At 58.0% G+C, this 16,383-nt stretch carries 16 protein-coding genes and 1 pseudogene; 9 read left to right on the forward strand and 8 right to left on the reverse strand.

Going from position 1 to position 16,383, the window contains the following annotated elements:
- The first annotated feature begins 58 nt into the window (after positions 1-58).
- Entirely contained in the window at positions 59-2,062 is a 2,004-nt protein-coding gene (locus tag MED193_RS23280; RefSeq protein WP_009810790.1) for a caspase family protein, read from the forward strand.
- A gap of 71 nt (positions 2,063-2,133) precedes the next feature.
- Here the strand turns inward: MED193_RS23280 and MED193_RS15960 are convergent, their stop codons facing one another.
- Positions 2,134-3,732: a phosphoenolpyruvate carboxykinase gene (locus MED193_RS15960; RefSeq protein WP_009810791.1), complete on the reverse strand. Its 1,599-nt coding sequence runs from the start codon at positions 3,730-3,732 to the stop codon at positions 2,134-2,136.
- Positions 3,733-4,086: 354 nt separating this feature from the next.
- Between MED193_RS15960 and MED193_RS15965 the strand changes: the two genes are divergently transcribed.
- The 7 genes and pseudogenes from MED193_RS15965 (at position 4,087) to MED193_RS15995 (ending at position 9,506) form a co-directional block, all read left to right on the forward strand.
- The gene (locus MED193_RS15965; protein WP_009810792.1) at positions 4,087-4,791 is read left to right on the forward strand and encodes a response regulator transcription factor; all 705 of its coding nucleotides are present in this window, start codon (positions 4,087-4,089) and stop codon (positions 4,789-4,791) included.
- Positions 4,792-4,824: 33 nt separating this feature from the next.
- Positions 4,825-6,539 (forward strand): annotated as a pseudogene (locus MED193_RS15970) (sensor histidine kinase).
- 6 nt (positions 6,540-6,545) lie between these two features.
- Entirely contained in the window at positions 6,546-7,007 is a 462-nt protein-coding gene (locus MED193_RS15975) for an HPr kinase/phosphorylase (protein ID WP_009810795.1), read from the forward strand.
- A 14-nt stretch (positions 7,008-7,021) separates the two neighbouring features.
- On the forward strand, positions 7,022-7,882 hold the full coding sequence (rapZ, locus tag MED193_RS15980; RefSeq protein ID WP_009810796.1) for an RNase adapter RapZ: 861 nt from the start codon (positions 7,022-7,024) through the stop codon (positions 7,880-7,882).
- A gap of 21 nt (positions 7,883-7,903) precedes the next feature.
- Entirely contained in the window at positions 7,904-8,311 is a 408-nt protein-coding gene (locus MED193_RS15985) for a PTS sugar transporter subunit IIA (protein WP_009810797.1), read from the forward strand.
- Positions 8,312-8,581 (forward strand): HPr family phosphocarrier protein, encoded by a 270-nt coding sequence (locus MED193_RS15990; RefSeq protein WP_009810798.1) that lies wholly within the window; start codon positions 8,312-8,314, stop codon positions 8,579-8,581.
- Between the two features lie 31 nt (positions 8,582-8,612).
- The gene (locus MED193_RS15995) at positions 8,613-9,506 is read left to right on the forward strand and encodes a lysophospholipid acyltransferase family protein (protein ID WP_009810799.1); all 894 of its coding nucleotides are present in this window, start codon (positions 8,613-8,615) and stop codon (positions 9,504-9,506) included.
- 231 nt (positions 9,507-9,737) lie between these two features.
- Here MED193_RS15995 and MED193_RS16000 read toward each other — a convergent pair whose 3' ends face one another.
- Complete coding sequence (locus MED193_RS16000; protein WP_009810800.1) at positions 9,738-10,613, reverse strand: 3-hydroxybutyryl-CoA dehydrogenase; 876 nt, start codon at positions 10,611-10,613, stop codon at positions 9,738-9,740.
- A 157-nt stretch (positions 10,614-10,770) separates the two neighbouring features.
- On the opposite strand from MED193_RS16000, the gene MED193_RS16005 reads away from it, so the two are divergent.
- Positions 10,771-11,586, forward strand: coding sequence for a DUF6473 family protein (locus MED193_RS16005; protein WP_009810801.1), 816 nt, complete (start codon positions 10,771-10,773; stop codon positions 11,584-11,586).
- A 126-nt stretch (positions 11,587-11,712) separates the two neighbouring features.
- Here the strand turns inward: MED193_RS16005 and MED193_RS16010 are convergent, their stop codons facing one another.
- The 6 genes from MED193_RS16010 to MED193_RS16035 form a co-directional block, all read right to left on the reverse strand.
- Entirely contained in the window at positions 11,713-12,642 is a 930-nt protein-coding gene (locus tag MED193_RS16010) for an electron transfer flavoprotein subunit alpha/FixB family protein (protein ID WP_009810802.1), read from the reverse strand.
- Complete coding sequence (locus MED193_RS16015) at positions 12,642-13,400, reverse strand: electron transfer flavoprotein subunit beta/FixA family protein (protein ID WP_009810803.1); 759 nt, start codon at positions 13,398-13,400, stop codon at positions 12,642-12,644. The genes MED193_RS16010 and MED193_RS16015 overlap by 1 nt, the downstream gene beginning before the upstream one ends.
- A gap of 369 nt (positions 13,401-13,769) precedes the next feature.
- On the reverse strand, positions 13,770-14,348 hold the full coding sequence (locus tag MED193_RS16020; protein ID WP_009810805.1) for a cob(I)yrinic acid a,c-diamide adenosyltransferase: 579 nt from the start codon (positions 14,346-14,348) through the stop codon (positions 13,770-13,772).
- A 2-nt stretch (positions 14,349-14,350) separates the two neighbouring features.
- Positions 14,351-14,557 (reverse strand): twin transmembrane helix small protein, encoded by a 207-nt coding sequence (locus MED193_RS16025; RefSeq protein WP_009810806.1) that lies wholly within the window; start codon positions 14,555-14,557, stop codon positions 14,351-14,353.
- Between the two features lie 72 nt (positions 14,558-14,629).
- Positions 14,630-15,460: an SDR family NAD(P)-dependent oxidoreductase gene (locus tag MED193_RS16030; RefSeq protein ID WP_009810807.1), complete on the reverse strand. Its 831-nt coding sequence runs from the start codon at positions 15,458-15,460 to the stop codon at positions 14,630-14,632.
- A 57-nt stretch (positions 15,461-15,517) separates the two neighbouring features.
- Complete coding sequence (locus MED193_RS16035) at positions 15,518-16,231, reverse strand: SH3 domain-containing protein (RefSeq protein ID WP_009810808.1); 714 nt, start codon at positions 16,229-16,231, stop codon at positions 15,518-15,520.
- Positions 16,232-16,383 lie beyond the last annotated feature (152 nt).

Consider the following 16,383-nt stretch of genomic DNA (forward strand, 5'->3'; position numbering starts at 1 on the left):
GACTGGATTGAAGGCCGTTCCGTGGTACGCTTTCAGGGATTTCTAGTTTGGTGTTCCCATGTTTGCATTTGTTTCCTGCCTAGGCTGCCGTGCCGTTGGATTGCTCGGTTTTGTGACCCTCTTTTTGATTTTGACGCTTTGGTGCAGCCCCATCAGCGCCGAGACCAGCGCCGAGGAAAAGACGGCTCCTGTTAGGGTTGCTCTGGTCATCGGAAATTCCAGCTATGCCCATGTCCCGCAACTGCCTAACCCGACCAATGATGCCGCTGACATTGCCGACTCGCTGCGGCGGATCGGTTTTGACGTGGTTGAAGAGCATGACCTCGACTACCGCCATATGCGATTGGCCGTTCGTGATTTTGCGAAACGGGCCGAGACCGCAGATGTGGCAGTGGTCTATTACGCCGGACACGGGATCGAGATCGAGAACACCAATTACCTGATCCCGGTCAAGGCCGAGCTGAAGCGCGCCGCAGATGTCGAGTTTGAAGCCCTGCGGCTGGATACTTTGGTTTCAGCCTTGGAAGCGCCCAAAGGGCTGAAGATTGTTCTGATTGATGCCTGTCGTGACAACCCGTTCAAAGTGGCGATGCAGCAGACCGGGGCGCGCCGCTCGATCGGGCGCGGGCTGGCCCGGGTGGAGCCCTCGGGGGTGCTGGTTGGTTATGCGGCCAAGGGCGGCACCTATGCTTTGGACGGGGAGGCCCGCAACAGCCCCTATGCCGAAGCGCTGTTGCAGCATCTTGAAACGCCGGGGCTGGAGCTGGGCAAACTGTTTCGCAAGGTGCGTGACACCGTGTTTGGCGCAACCGGTGGGCAGCAGGAACCCTTTGTCTATGGCTCCCTGCCAGGGCGCGATATTTTTCTGGTCGAACCGGTCGCGTTGATTGCGCCGATTGAGGCGGCACCGGAGCAGACCCCTGCGCCTGAACCCGAAACAAAACCCACTGCACAGCCCTGGCCACTTTTGCAGAATGTTCCGCAAACAAATCTGGTGCCGCTGGATCAGCCGTTTGCACCGCCGGTTGTTGAGGAGGCGGAGGAGCCGCCCGAGCAGGTGGCGGCGCTGCCGCGCGCCGCAGGGAACGAGCAGATCATTTCGACGGATTTTGCATTGGCCACGGAGCAAAAGCATCTGGCCGGCTGGCGGAGCTTTTTGCAGAAATACAGCAATTACCCCGAACATCCCTTGGTGGTTCTAGCTGCCAGTAAAGTGGAAATATTGACTCTGGATCAGGATATTGCTCGCGGCTACCGGGTGTCCGAGCCCTGGCTCGCCACGGCCATTCAGGGGGATGGAGCCAATGTTGAACTCACCCGGTCCGACCGGCGCCTTATCCAGCATGCCTTGAACATGATGGGATTTGATACCGGCGGCGTGGATGGGCAGTTTGGGCCCAGATCCCGCAGTGCTATCGCCAAAGCGCGGGCGAAGGCTGGGCTGACACCCGGTAATAGGGTTGATGTCGCGCTGTTGAAGGTCCTGCCCAATGCAGAAGCGGTGCTGGGCCTGCGATCGGAAACGGCACGCAGCTATCAGCCCGAAGACCTGCCAGAGAGCCTGGAGCCGCGTCTGCGCAAGGCCCTGCTGAGTTTCGCCGGTAAGAACCTCGTCTTTGATTACTTTGGAGGGCACCTCTATCTGGTGATCAGTACCGAATTGACCGGCAACTCCTGGCGCGCCGCCAGTAACAAGGCCAGAGAGGCGGGCGGCTATCTGGTGGCGATCAACAGCCGCGCCGAGAATGATTTTCTGGTCAACCTGTTCTCCGGCGATCCAAGGTTCATCGAAAAGGAATGGAATGGCGCCCAGCTGGGGCCCACAATCGGGCTGTATCAGGCGGATCGCAGCCGCGAGCCCGCCGGGGGCTGGGAGTGGGACAACGGCGATCCGCTGACCTTCAAAGCCTGGAGTCCGGGCAATCCTGACAACTACCGGGGGCGGCAGCATATCGCCCGCTTTTATCTGAAGCAAAAAATGAACAGGCCTGGCGCAAGGCTGCGCTATTGGGACGATGGCACCAGCGGCTATGGGCCGAGCTATATCGTTGAGATCGAATAGCTCTCGATTGAGGGTGCTAAAGAAAAACCCGGCCAATGGCCGGGTTTTCTGTTGGTGCGAGCGAAGGAGCCTTAGCTGATGGCGGCGGCTTTTACGTCTTCGTCGATATAGGGCAGATACTGCTGGAAGTTGTTGGAGAACATTTCAACCAGTTTGGCGGCCTGTTTGTCATAGGCGGCCTGATCGTCCCAGGTCCGGCGTGGGTCCAGCAGGACTTCGGCAACGCCGGGTACGGAGACTGGCACGTCAAAGCCAAAGTTGCTGTCTTTGCGGAATTCAACCTGGGCCAGGGTGCCTTCGAGCGCCGCTGTCAGCAGGGCGCGGGTCGCGCGGATTGGCATCCGCGAGCCAACACCATAGGCGCCGCCGGTCCAGCCGGTGTTGACCAACCAGCAGGTTGCGCCATGGGCCGCGATCTTTTCGCGCAGCAGGTTGCCGTAAACCTCGGGGCGACGCGGCATGAACGGAGCACCAAAGCAGGTAGAGAAGGTGGGCTCGGGCTCGGTCACACCGCGCTCGGTGCCTGCCACCTTGGAGGTGAAACCAGACAGGAAGTGATACATCGCCTGCGCCGGGGTCAGGCGCGCAATTGGAGGCAGCACGCCAAAGGCATCACATGTCAGCATGATGATGTTCTTGGGGTGGCCACCGGTTGCGGAGGCAGAGGCATTGGAGATGTAATGCAGCGGATAGGCACACCGCATGTTGGCGGTCAGGCTGTCGTCTTCAAAATCCAGCTCTTTGGTCTCTTCGTCAAAGACCATATTCTCGATCACGGTGCCGAACTTTGTCGTGGTCGCATAAATCTCTGGCTCGGCCTCGGGGTTGAGGCTGATGGTCTTGGCGTAGCAACCGCCTTCAAAGTTGAAGGTGCCGTTGTCGGCCCAACCGTGCTCATCATCGCCGATCAGCACGCGATCAGGGTCGGCAGAGAGCGTGGTTTTGCCGGTGCCCGACAGACCAAAGAACACGGCAGTGTCGACAGGGTTGCCCTTGGCGTGGTTGGCCGAGCAATGCATCGGCATGATGCCTTTTTCGGGCAAGAGATAGTTCAGCAGGGTAAAGACGGATTTTTTATTCTCGCCCGCATATTCAGTGCCACCGATCAGGATCATCTTGCGATCAAAGTTCATCGCAATGACTGTTTCCGAGCGGCAGCTGTGGCGCTCTGGATTGGCCTGGAAGCTGGGGCAGTTGATGACGGTGAAGTCAGCAATGAAATCATCCAGGTCTTCGCGTTCGGGGCGCCGCAGCATGGTGCGGATGAAAAGCCCATGCCAAGCGAGTTCGGTGACCATGCGCACATTGATCGAGTGCTTGGGGTCAGCGCCGCCAACCAGATCCTGTACGTGGTAGTCGCCACCCTTCATGTGCTCCAGCATGTCGACATAGAGATTATCGAACCCTTCAGGAGACATTTCGGCGTTGTTTTCCCACCAGATGGTATCTTTGACGCTGTCGGATTTGACGACGTGCTTGTCCTTGGGCGAGCGGCCAGTGAACTTGCCGGTCGTCACAAGAAAGGCGCCGCCATTGCCCAGAGTGCCTTCGCCGCGCTTCAGGGCTGCCTCCACAAGTGCAGGCTCCATGAGGTTGTAATGGACATTGCCCAGACCCTCGATACCTTGATCCTCGAGGCGGAAATTCGGGTTAACCCGTCCAGATGCCATGTGTTCTCTCTCCCGTGCCGGCTTTGTGTGCCGCATAGATTAAAAGCTGCGCCCCAAGGCAGATCGGGGCAAAAGTGCCGGTATCGCCACCGGTTAGGCAGCTCATAACATGACGTTTCCATGACTGAACAGGACGGTTTGGCGCAGTTAGCGCCACCAAGGCGGAGTTTAGCGCAACCATTGTCCTGCTTGCCTGGTCGCTGTTCACCATTCAGCGAATGATAAGACATTTTTGCCCTAATTGTGGCCAAAGAAGGGCCTGATTCGCCAATGGGGATTGATTCGCCACGCAAGACGGGCGATGAAAGGGAAAAAACAACGACAATATAAAGAGCAGATTTAGGGGCAAATCCAATGTCGAAGATTGCTTTGGTGGATGATGACCGCAACATTTTGACTTCCGTGGCAATGACACTGGAAGCCGAAGGGTTTGAGGTAGAGACCTATAACGATGGGCAGGCCGCGCTGGATGCCTTTAACAAGAAACTGCCGGATATGGCTGTGCTGGACATTAAGATGCCCCGCATGGATGGTATGGATCTGTTGCAGCGTCTGCGTCAGAAAACCCAGATGCCGGTGATCTTTCTCACTTCCAAAGATGATGAGATCGACGAGGTGTTGGGTCTGCGCATGGGGGCGGACGATTACGTCAAAAAGCCCTTCTCACAACGGTTGCTGGTAGAGCGTATCCGCGCCCTGTTGCGTCGTCAGGATGCGCTCAACAGTGATGAGGCCGGCATTGAGGCCCCTGAGACCAAAGTGATGGACCGGGGCAATCTGCGAATGGACCCCTTGCGCCACGCGGTGAGCTGGAAGGGCAAGGATGTGTCATTGACCGTCACCGAATTCCTGCTGCTGCAAGCCCTGGCGCAGCGTCCCGGTTTTGTCAAAAGCCGCGACCAGCTGATGGATGTGGCCTATGATGATCAGGTCTATGTGGATGATCGGACCATTGACAGCCATATCAAACGGCTGCGCAAAAAGATGCGCACAGCAGATACGGATTTTGCCGCGATCGAGACCCTTTACGGGATCGGGTATCGCTATAATGAAGAGTAAGACCTGCAGTCTTTTCCAGAGGGGCGTGCAACAATGCGTGACACTGGCCTGACACCGCGTCAGCAAGATGGAGATGTGGTTCTGGGCGACGATTGGGTCGCACCGGATCAGACTGTTGCGGCTGAAATGCAGGTAAAGCGCGCCCGTCGTGGTTTTTTCTCTTTGAAAGGCTCACCGCTGACGCGCAAGATTATCACCTTCAACCTGATCGCTCTGATCATTCTGGTTGCTGGCATTCTCTACCTTAACTCCTCTCGCCAAAGTCTGGTCAAACAGCGGGCTGGGGCCTTGGTGGCTGAGGTCTCGCTGATCGCCGATGTGTTTGAGGCGGTGCTGCCGTCCTCAGGTGCGGTTAGCCTCACGACGGGCGACGGCATTGATCCGGAGCAGGTGCTTGAGGGGCTCTCGCTGCGAGGCGGGGTTGAGGCATTTGTTTTGATACCTCCGGCGTGTTGGTGGCGCAGGTGACTGGTATCAATCGGCCGGATGCCCTGAATGTCCTGAACGAAGGCTCCAAGAGCAGGACTTTGATCTCTGATGGATTGTCGAGCCTTTGGGCGACGCTGGGCGGTGTGTTCCAATCCCAGACCGGCGAAGAAGCCTATATCAAGCCGCTGCAGGAACAGTTGCAGACACTCGTCCAACATTCTTTGACTGGAACCGCCAAGATCGAAGTGGTCGGTGATACCAGCGGTGGCACAGTGTTGTCTGCGGTGGCTCCGATCCTGAGCAATGGCACAGCGATCGGGGTGGTGGCGCTGGCCTCGCCCTCGGGTGAGATCGACGCCTTGGTACGTGGAGAGCGGGAGCGGGTTTTGCAGATCTTTATCATCGCGCTACTGGTCTCGATTGGGCTGAGCCTGGTTTTGGCTTCGACTATTGCCAACCCGCTGGCGGATCTGGCCGAGGCGGCTGAACTGGGGCGCGAGCGGGATTCCCGTAAGGCCCAGTCTGGCCGTATCCGAATCCCTGACCTATCCGCGCGCCCCGATGAGATCGGCCGTTTGAGCCGCGCGCTGCGTGGCATGGTCAAGGCGCTCTATAGCAGGATCGACAGCAACGAACAGTTTGCCGCAGATGTGGCCCATGAAATCAAGAACCCGCTGGCCAGTCTGCAATCTGCCGTTGGCACCCTACGGATGGTCAAGCGCGATGAGCAGCGCGAGAAGCTGATGGAAGTTATCGAACATGATGTGCGCCGTCTGGACCGTTTGGTCAGCGATATCTCCAATGCTTCGCGTCTGGATGCGGAGCTGGTGAAAGAAGAAGAGGACGAATTCGACCTCTTGCAGATGCTCAACAACATCAACCAATATCTGGGCGAGGACGCGCGGGCCAAGAAGATCGACTATATTACCGACCTGCCGCAGCGCCCTGTGATGATCCAGGGGCTCGAGGCGCGTCTGGCGCAGGTCTTTGTCAATCTCATCACCAATGCCATTTCCTTCTGCGAAGAAGGCGACGCAATCCGGGTCTGGGCGCGTCGGCGCGACAATCGTGTGCTGATCGTGGTCGAAGACACTGGCCCCGGCATTCCCGAGCAGGCCCTGGCAAAGATCTTTAAGCGGTTCTACTCGCAACGCCCAGAAGAGCATTTTGGCAATAACTCCGGCCTTGGCCTGGCGATCTCCAAACAGATTGTTGAGGCGCATGGCGGTGTTGTTTGGGCAGAAAACATTCGCCCTACCGAGGCAGATGTCACCTCTGAACCCTTGGGTGCACGCTTTGTTGTTGGCCTGCCTGTCTGATCCGTGATGCCTGCGCAAGGGTCCAGCCTCACCCTGCATGCCAGTTGCGTGTCGTTTGCGGGGCGTGGTCTCTTGATCCGGGGGGCCTCAGGCAGCGGCAAATCGGCCCTGGCTTTGCAGCTGATGGCCTATGGGGCGGATCTGGTTGCAGATGACCAGGTGCAGATCTGGCAGCAAGGTGCCACAGTATGGGCTGGTCCGCCCGCTGCGCTGTCGGGGCTGATTGAGGCACGCAACTACGGGATATTGACGGCTGCCTTTGTGAAAGATACTGCAATCTGTGCTATCGTCGATCTCGATGAAGTGGAGGCGGAGCGACTGCCGCCCCTGCGCTACGAGAGTATCTTAGGACAAAAGATCCCGGCCTTTCGCCGGGTAGAGGGTCCGCATTTTGCGGCAGCGTTGATACAGTTTCTGAAATCCGGTTGCCTGGATCCAGATGCCAAACCGCATGATACAAAACTCTGAGTGGCGGAGAGCCAATGTCTGACCCTAAAGTAACCTCGATTGTTCTGGTGACTGGTCCTTCTGGAGCCGGGCGCACCACTGCGATCAATGTGCTGGAAGATCTCGGATTTGAAGCCATTGATAACCTCCCGCTCAGGCTGCTGCCCGGACTGGTTTCGGCGGCTGGCAATGTTGCACCGATGGCGCTTGGGCTGGACAGTCGCAACCGCGATTTTTCTCCAGCGGCCTTGCTGGAGGTGATTGACATGTTGGAGGCCCGTGAAGGGTGCGATTTGTCGGTGCTCTATCTGGATGCCCGGCCAGAGGTCCTGTTGCGTCGCTATTCCGAAACCCGCCGCCGTCATCCGCTGGCTCCGGGGGAAACACCAGAACTGGGCGTACAGCGGGAATTGAGCCTGATGGGGGCGATCCGCGATAGGGCTAGCCTTTTGCTGGATACCTCAGACATGAATGTGCATCAGGCCAAGGCCGAGATTGAGCACCTCTTTGCCCCTGGCGGGCGCAACCTTGCGCTGTCGATCCAGAGCTTTTCCTACAAACGCGGCGTGCCCCGCAGCGTTGATATGGTTTTTGATTGCCGGTTTCTGGACAACCCCTACTGGGATAAAAACCTGCGCGGGTTGAATGGTTGCGACGCGGCGGTCCAGGCCCATGTGCAGGCGGACCAGCGCTATGAAGGCTTCTTTGCACGCGTGCTGGACCTCACGCGATTCCTGCTACCAGCCTACCGCGATGAGGGCAAATCCCACTTTTCCATCGCCTTTGGCTGTACCGGCGGGCAACACCGGTCCGTCACCCTGGCAGAAACGCTTGCAAAAGCCCTTGCAGAAGAGGGCCAGCAGGTGTCAATTAGACATCGCGAGCTGCAAAGCTAGCAGGGATACGGAGTTGCAGGATTGATCGGGATCGTGATCGTGGCGCATGGCGGGCTGGCTGGGGAATACCTGGCGGCAGTGGAGCATGTTGTGGGGCCTCAGCCCAACCTTTTGTCCATCGCCATCGCACCTGATGATGATCGGGAAGACAAGCAATGTGAAATCTGCGCCGCAGCGGATCAGGTTGATACCGGCGACGGCGTTGTGGTGGTGACAGATCTCTATGGCGGATCACCGTCCAATTTGAGCCTGCGAGCCTGCAAGCCGGTGAATAGGCGTATTCTCTATGGTGCCAATCTGCCGCTTCTAATCAAGCTGGCCAAGTCTCGCCATCTTGTTGTGGGGGAGGCCGTACGCCAGGCCATGGAAGCCGGACGTAAGTATATTAATTCTCAAAATATCAATCCCGATGGGGAGCAGGCGCAGTAAATGGCTTTGAAGACGTTAAAAATTGTGAATGAAAAGGGGCTGCACGCCCGTGCTTCTGCCAAACTGGTGGAGGTTGTCGAAGGCTTCGATGCCACGGCGGAGGTCTCCAAGGATGGCATGTCTGCCTCTGGGGACAGTATTATGGGGCTTTTGATGTTGGCAGCCTCGAAAGGAACGACTATTGACGTCGAGACTTCAGGACCAGATGCTGCTGCTCTAGCTGCTGCGGTCGAGGCCCTTGTGGCTGATAAATTCGGCGAGGGGTTCTAGTCTTTGCCCTCCAACTAACAGGAATGGCACGGTGGCGGATACGGCACATGAGCAAAACACCGGGGTAACACCGGAAAGCGATCAGGGCACTGGCGAGGTCTATGACCGTCGCACCCTGACCTATGCCAATTCCTTTGATGATCGCTGGACCTCTTTGGCGATCAAAGCCATTGAATGGATGACTGGCAAGCTGACCATTCTGCGCATGGTAAACAAGTTTGAAAACCAAAACGCGGAGTATCGTGGCCAGAAGTTCTGGCGCGGGGCGCTCAATATCATGGGGATCAAACTGGAGACCCCTGAAGAGCAGATCCAACGCATCCCAGCAGAGGGACCGGTGGTGATTGTTGCCAATCATCCCCATGGTATGGTTGATGGTATGATCTTTGCCGATCTCATCGGCCGTGTGCGCCAGGACTACCGGATCCTGACCCGCTCTGTATTGACGGGGCTGGATGAGGCAGCGACCTCCTTTATGATCCCGGTGCCCTTTCCGCATGATCCCGAAGCACAGAAGAAAATGGTCGAGATGCGCGCCAAAACCATGACGCACCTTAAAACTGGTGGAGTTGTGGCGCTTTTCCCGTCGGGCGTGGTGATGTCCTCAGAGACCTGGTTCGGTCCGGCGATTGAGCAGGAATGGAATGTTTTCACAGCGCAGCTGATCCGTCGATCCGGGGCGCGGGTGGTACCGATCCTCTTCCCTGGCAGCAATTCCCGTAGCTATCAGATTGCCAATAAGCTTTCGCCGATCCTGCGCCAGGGCCTATTGCTGCATGAAATTGTGCGCTCCTGTAACAAGCCACAGGCGCCGGTGGTGGGGCAGCCGCTGACGGATGAACAGATGGCGCAGCTGCAAAGCGATCCGCGTGGGTTTATGGCCTGGCTTCGTGAGCACACTCTGAGCCTCGGTAAGAAGAGCTGAGCCAGGCGTTTAGGGGCTTTTCAGTTTCCTAAGTCACCAAAGCAGCAATATCAAAGCCCTCATCGCCTGATCCCTGCGTGACAGCGCCTTGGTCCTGTCCCAAGCAAAATGACGGTATCCACGCCCAAAGGGCGCGGAGCCTCCGCAATTTGGCTTGATCCCGGCCCGCTCCGCCGTCCTGCGGGGCCCAGGCGATGAGGACTCCGAAGCAGCAGCTCAAGGAGAGGTGAATCAGCGGGTAGGGACGGGAGTTTCCCCGCGATAGTCGTAAAAACCGCGCTGGGTTTTGCGGCCCAGCCAACCGGCCTCGACGTATTTTGTCAGCAGCGGGCAGGGGCGGTATTTGGTATCCGCCAGGCCTTCGTGCAGCACATTCATGATGGCGAGACAGGTGTCCAGACCGATGAAATCGGCCAGTTCCAGCGGGCCCATCGGGTGGTTGGCACCCAGTTTCATCGACTCATCGATGGATTTTACCGATCCGACGCCCTCATAAAGGGTGTAGACCGCCTCGTTGATCATCGGCATCAGAATACGGTTGACGATAAAGGCGGGGAAATCTTCCGCGCTGGCTGCTGTTTTGCCCAGACGTTCGACTACCGCCTGGCAGCTGGCAAAGGTCTCTTCATCGGTGGCAATGCCGCGGATCAATTCCACCAGCTGCATCACGGGCACCGGGTTCATGAAATGGAAGCCCATGAAGCGTTCAGGGCGATCGGTGCGGCTGGCAAGGCGGGTGATCGAGATCGATGAGGTATTGGAGGTGAGAATCGTATGCGGCAGCAAATGCGGTTGCAGATCCTCAAAGATCGCCTGTTTGACGGTTTCACGCTCGGTTGCGGCCTCGATCACCAAATCCGTGGCGCCAATATCCGCCAATACCAGCGTTGTGGTGATCCGAGCCAGCGCCTCGGTGACAGCCGCCTCAGCGATCTTGCCTCGGCTGGCCTGGCGGGCCAGGTTTTTGTGAATTGCGCTGATTGCAGCGTCAAGGGATTGTTGGCTAATGTCATTCAAAACAACATCGTAGCCCGCCAATGCCATGACATGAGCAATGCCATTGCCCATCTGGCCTGCGCCGATGATGCCAATCTTTTTGATATCCATACCAGGGGCTCCCAATTTGCCTGCTTGGCAACCTTATCGGGGGCTTTGGGGCAGTTACAAGGCTGCACATCTGGAATTTTAGGTGAAATTTAACTTTAGGGAATTTGCAATCTTTCACCACCACAGTGATCCTTGGGTGAATAAATTGGTGGGAACTATGAGTTACGAACTCAAAAGCGCAGGTGTGCTTTCGGGGGGGACGTGCTGCTATGCGGGATCGCGCTTGCCAGTACGTGGCCCCAAACGGGATCTGGACAGTCCATACCTCGCATTTCTTGGTGGGACAGAGGTTTTTGGGCGGTTTGTGAAAACGCCTTTTTCGGATGTTAGTGAGGCTTTGTTAAAAATGCCTTGTGTCAATCTCGCGGCAGTGAACGCGGGGTTGGATACCTTTGCCAGCGACAAGGCATTGCTGGGGGTGGCGCGAGAGGCGCGCCTTTCTGTGATGCAGGTGCTGGGAGCGCAGAATGTTTCTAACCGCTATTACCGGGTGCATCCCCGGCGCAACGACCGCTTCTTGCAGGCGCAACCAGCGCTAAAGACGCTGTTCCCGGAAGTGGACTATACCGAGTTCCATTTTAACAAACATCTTCTGACCACCTTGCAGGGGATCTCAGCTGAGCGTTTTGCAGAGGTACGTGACCATCTGCAGGAAACCTGGCTTGAGACGATGGGGCAGGTGATTGCCGAGCTGGAAGGGCGGGTTGTATTGCTTTGGGTCAGTTATGATCTGAAGGGCAATGGCGCGTTTAATCACGAGCCGGTGCTGGTGGAGCGCAGCATGGTCGAGGCGCTACGGAGCCGAGTTGCGGCGGTGGTAGAGGTCGCGGTGGCCCCTGCGGGTCTGGTCGATGACTTTGACGGGATGATCATGGGGGAGCTGGATTTTCCAGCGGCGCAGCACATGCTGGGGCCAAAGGAACATGCGCGGATCGGCTGCAGGCTGGCGGAGACCCTGCAGGGAAAAACCTGAAGCCGCTCTACTGAAGGGGCGTAGAGGCCGCATATGTGGACACAAGCAAAAAGAACGGGGCCCGCAATTGATGCAGGCCCCGTTTTCATTTGTGTCCTGGGGGGCCCCCAGAGAGTCAAGATCGGCTTAACCGAGCTTTTCGGTCAGCTCAGGTACGGCGGCAAAGAGATCCGCAACCAGGCCAAAGTCAGCAACCTGGAAGATGGGTGCTTCTTCGTCCTTGTTGATCGCAACGATCACTTTGGAGTCCTTCATACCGGCCAGGTGCTGGATTGCACCGGAGATGCCAACAGCGACATAGAGGTCAGGCGCGACGACCTTACCGGTCTGACCAACCTGCCAGTCGTTGGGGGCGTAGCCGGAGTCAACTGCAGCACGCGAGGCACCAACCGCAGCACCCAGCTTGTCCGCCAGACCTTCGATCAGTTTGAAGTCTTCCTCAGAGCCAACGCCACGACCACCGGAAACAACCACACCAGCTGAAGTCAGCTCGGGGCGGTCGGATTCGGCAACCTTGTCTTCGACCCATTCGGACAGACCGGGGTTTTCGGCAGCACCGATGGTGTCAACGGAGGCAGAGCCGCCATCGCCAGCCGCGTCAAAGGTCGCGGTGCGGAAAGAGATAACTTTCTTTGCATCCGAGGATTTGACGGTCTGGATCGCGTTACCTGCATAGATAGGACGCTCAAAGGTGGAGCCGTCAACAACAGCTGTGACGTCCGAGATCACCATGACGTCCAGCAGCGCAGCCACGCGGGGCAGCACGTTCTTGGCGTCGGTGGTTGCAGGGGCGACGATGTGCTCATAGTCACCAGCCAGCGAGGCGATCAGCGCCGCAGTGGGTTCCGCCAGGCGGTGGCCCAGGGAGGCATCTTCGGCGACCAGAACCCGTGAAACGCCAGCGATCTTGGCGGCTTCGGCACCAGCAGCCGCAGCAGAGGCGCCAGCGGCCAGAACGGTCACATCACCCAGAGCGGCAGCCGCAGAAACGGCCTTGGCGGTTGCGTCCAGCGCCAGGGCGCCATCGGTCACTTCAGCAAGGAGAAGAACAGCCATTACACAGCCCCCGCTTCTTTGAGTTTCTCGACCAGCTCGTCAACGGAGCCAACCATGATACCGGCGGCACGGGCCGCTGGCTCGGAGGTGGAAACCACTTCCAGGCGCGGGGTGACGTCGACGCCGTAATCGGCGGCGGTCTTCTCGGCCATGGGCTTCTTCTTTGCCTTCATGATGTTTGGCAGCGAAGCATAGCGTGGCTCGTTCAAACGCAGATCGACGGTGACGATGGCGGGCATGTTCACCTTGATGGTTTGCAGACCGCCGTCCACTTCGCGGGTCACAACAGCTTTGTCGCCGTCGATGTCCAGCTCAGAGGCAAAGGTACCTTGCGACCAGCCCAGTAGGGCCGAGAGCATCTGGCCAGTGGCGTTCATGTCGTTGTCGATCGCCTGCTTGCCAGCCAGAACCAGGCCGGGCTGCTCTTCGTCGACGATGCCTTTGAGGATCTTGGCAACCGCCAGTGGCTCGATGTCGCTGTGCACATCATCAGCGGCCACAACCAGGATGGCGCGGTCGGCGCCCATGGCCAGAGCGGTGCGCAGGGTTTCCTGAGCCTGCTTAACGCCGATGGAAACAGCAACGACTTCATCAGCCTTGCCTGCTTCTTTGAGGCGGATGGCCTCTTCTACAGCGATTTCGTCGAAGGGGTTCATCGACATTTTTACATTGGCGAGATCGACACCGCTGCCGTCCGCTTTGACGCGGACTTTCACGTTATAGTCAATCACGCGCTTGACAGGCACGAGTACCTTCATTTTGCGTTCTCTCCTTAACAAACGGCACACCGCCGAAACGGGCACCCTCTATGCTCTCGCGCTGTTGATACCGGGTCAGACCGGGGCACAACAGGGAAAAATCGTCACGTTGCAGTTCGCAGACGTCGTGTTTTGTCTTTTGCCACGACAATCTTGCAAGAATGTTTCGTGGTGGCTGCTCGCATTTCGCATGGTGACGCGAAACCGGCTGGCGGCTTGCTCCGGTGTGACGGGTTCCGGAACAAGAGTTAGCTAGGCGCGAATCGCCGCTCTGTCGATGGGTTTTGCGGCAGGTGACGCTGCGGCGCAGCATGTGACGCTGGGTGCCTTTGGGAAAACCCTGCGCCAGAATCTGCCTCAAAGGTCCCCTTAGCGATTGGCGCCGGGCACCCAGAGCACATCCCTGGCGCCGTTGTCATTGGCATGGCGCGAGGCGACAAAAAACCAATCCGACAGGCGATTGAGATAGGTCACAGCCACCGGGTTGATGTCTTCCGCTGTCGCGAGTTCTGTTGTCAGCCGTTCAGCGCGCCGCGCTACGGTGCGGCAGATATGCAGATGCGCCGCCAGGGCAGAGCCCCCGGGCAGGACAAAGCTGCGCAGCGCGGCCAGATCTTTGTTCATCGCGTCGATTTCGCTCTCCAGCCGGTCGACATGAGACTGGGCAATGCGTAGTGGCGGATATTCTGCCTCAGCGTCTTTATCCATTTCGGGGCGGCACAGATCGGCGCCCAGATCAAAGAGGTCGTTCTGGATACGCGACAGGGCGCTGTCCATTTTGGCGTCATCAGAGCTTGAAAGGCGGGCAACGCCGATACAGGCGTTCAGCTCATCCGAGGTGCCATAGGCGTTGACGCGGGCGTCATGTTTGGCGACCCGCGCTCCATTGCCAAGCGCGGTATCGCCCTTATCGCCGGTGCGGGTGTAGATCTTGTTCAGGACTACCATGGTTACTGACCTCCCTGACCACGCAGATAGACATAGGCGACCAAAAGCACCACGGCGATGAATTGAAACAGCAACCTCAGCCGCATCAGCTTATTCGCGTATTTCTGGTTGAAGGCCCCGCCTTTTCCAAAGCCGCCGAGCCCAAGAACAAGCACCACAACCACGGCGGCCATTGCCAATATTGCCAGTAGATAGAGCGGATCACCCATTTGATGTCTTCCTTCGCGTTTGCCTGGGCACTGGTCTAGCCCCTGCCGCCGGGCTTGGCGACAGGGAAATACCTATCTAAGCCGGGCTAGGATGCGGTCAATTGCCCGGGTTGTCAGGATGCGGCGCAGGAAACCGGCGATATGGGTTGGCGTGGTCACATAGTAGCGCGCGCGGGGGCGTGACGATTCGCACGCGTGGATCAATTTGGCGGTGACCGCAGAGGCGGGCAGTTCGAACTGGTCCGGGCCTTTGCTTTCATAAAGCCGCTTGAGCAGCTTCTTCTCATAGAGCGGGCGAAAGGGCGAATTCTGCCAATCTATGAAGCGCTCAAAATGGGGAATGGCATTTTCGCGGAATTTTGAGGTCACCGGGCCGGGTTCAATCAGGGCGACTTTGATATCCGTGTCGACCAATTCCACCCGCAGCGTGTCGGTGAGCCCTTCGATGGCAAATTTTGTCGCCACATAGGCACCGCGCCAGGGAAAGGACACCAGCCCGAGGATCGATGAATTCTGCACGATGCGGCCATGACCCTGTGCTCGCATGATGGGCAGCACCTGCCGTGTGAGTTCATGCCAGCCAAAGACATTGGTCTCAAAAATTTCGCGCAGCCCCTCGGTGGCCAAATCCTCTACTGCGCCGGGCAGTCCATGGGCGCCATTGTTAAACAGTGCATCCAGGGTGCCGCCAGTGGCCTTTAGAACCTCTGCCAGCCCGGTGGTGATGCTTTGCGTATCTGCGTAATCGATGCGGGGGCTGTCAAAGCCCTCGGCCCGTAGCCGGTCGCAGTCCTCGGCTTTGCGGCAAGAGGCAAAAACGCGCCAGCCGCGATCCCGCATGCCGCGTGCGGCGTCTAGGCCGATCCCAGAGGAGCAGCCAGTGATCAATATGGTTTTTTGCATCCCTAAACCCTGTTTCCAATCGCCTGGTCAGAAGTATGCCAAGCCCTTTGGCCAGAGTTATGAGCGTTTCTTGCTCACCAGGGAAGCGGCAACCCAGCCGATCTTGTTGCCAATGCGGGTTCTAAGCTGCAGCCAGCCAGTGCCGTTGTCTTCGACAATAAGAACCTCATCCCCCGCCAACAGCCGTGCGGTCACCGGATAGATCGTTCCTGGCCCTTGGCGCATATTGACGCGCGAGGCGCGGATTTCGCGAATGTCGAGATAGCTTTCGGCTGGCGCAACAGGCTGGGCGGGTTCGGCGCCCGCCAGCCCGGTGTTTAGGGCCAAGCCGCCAGTGCCACCTTGAATGTCTTGGCGGTTACTCATAGCGATGAGACCCCCCTGGATGTGGTCCATATGCAGGAGCCCGGTTTCGGCGCTTGGTGCAAAGGCGCTGCTGGAGCTTTGCAGGTTTGCTCCAGCAGCGGCAATTTTTTCCAAGGCCACCGTCTGGCGATGGGCAGGATCTGCGCCGGGGCGCGATCCTGCTGCAGGCTGGGCAGTTGCGGCTGGCTGCAAAACAGGCGCTGGAACCAAAGAGGCAGCGCGAATTTTGGCACTGCGTTGGAATTTGTTGGTCGCAGGGGACGTGGTTGCGAGGGGAGCGGAGGTGGTAGAGACTTCAGCCAACTGCTCAGGCGGGCGTTCAGGTGCAACAAAATCAGCCCCGCCGCTTATCTCGTAGAAGCCCCAGCCCAAGAACGCAAAAGATACAATAGCAAAGCGCGACATAGCGCATCCCCCTGAACAATAAATCAATAGCGGCATAAATTGGCGGCACGTCCAAATAAGCTGGAACACGGCATTGGACCACTGCGGCAGCACGTAAAGGCCGCCATAGCCTAATCTGATCTCCTTAATATAGTTCGAATCGTTGCAGAGCA

The sequence above is a fragment of the Roseobacter sp. MED193 genome, from assembly GCF_000152965.1.
Taxonomy (GTDB): Bacteria; Pseudomonadota; Alphaproteobacteria; order Rhodobacterales; family Rhodobacteraceae; genus Pseudophaeobacter.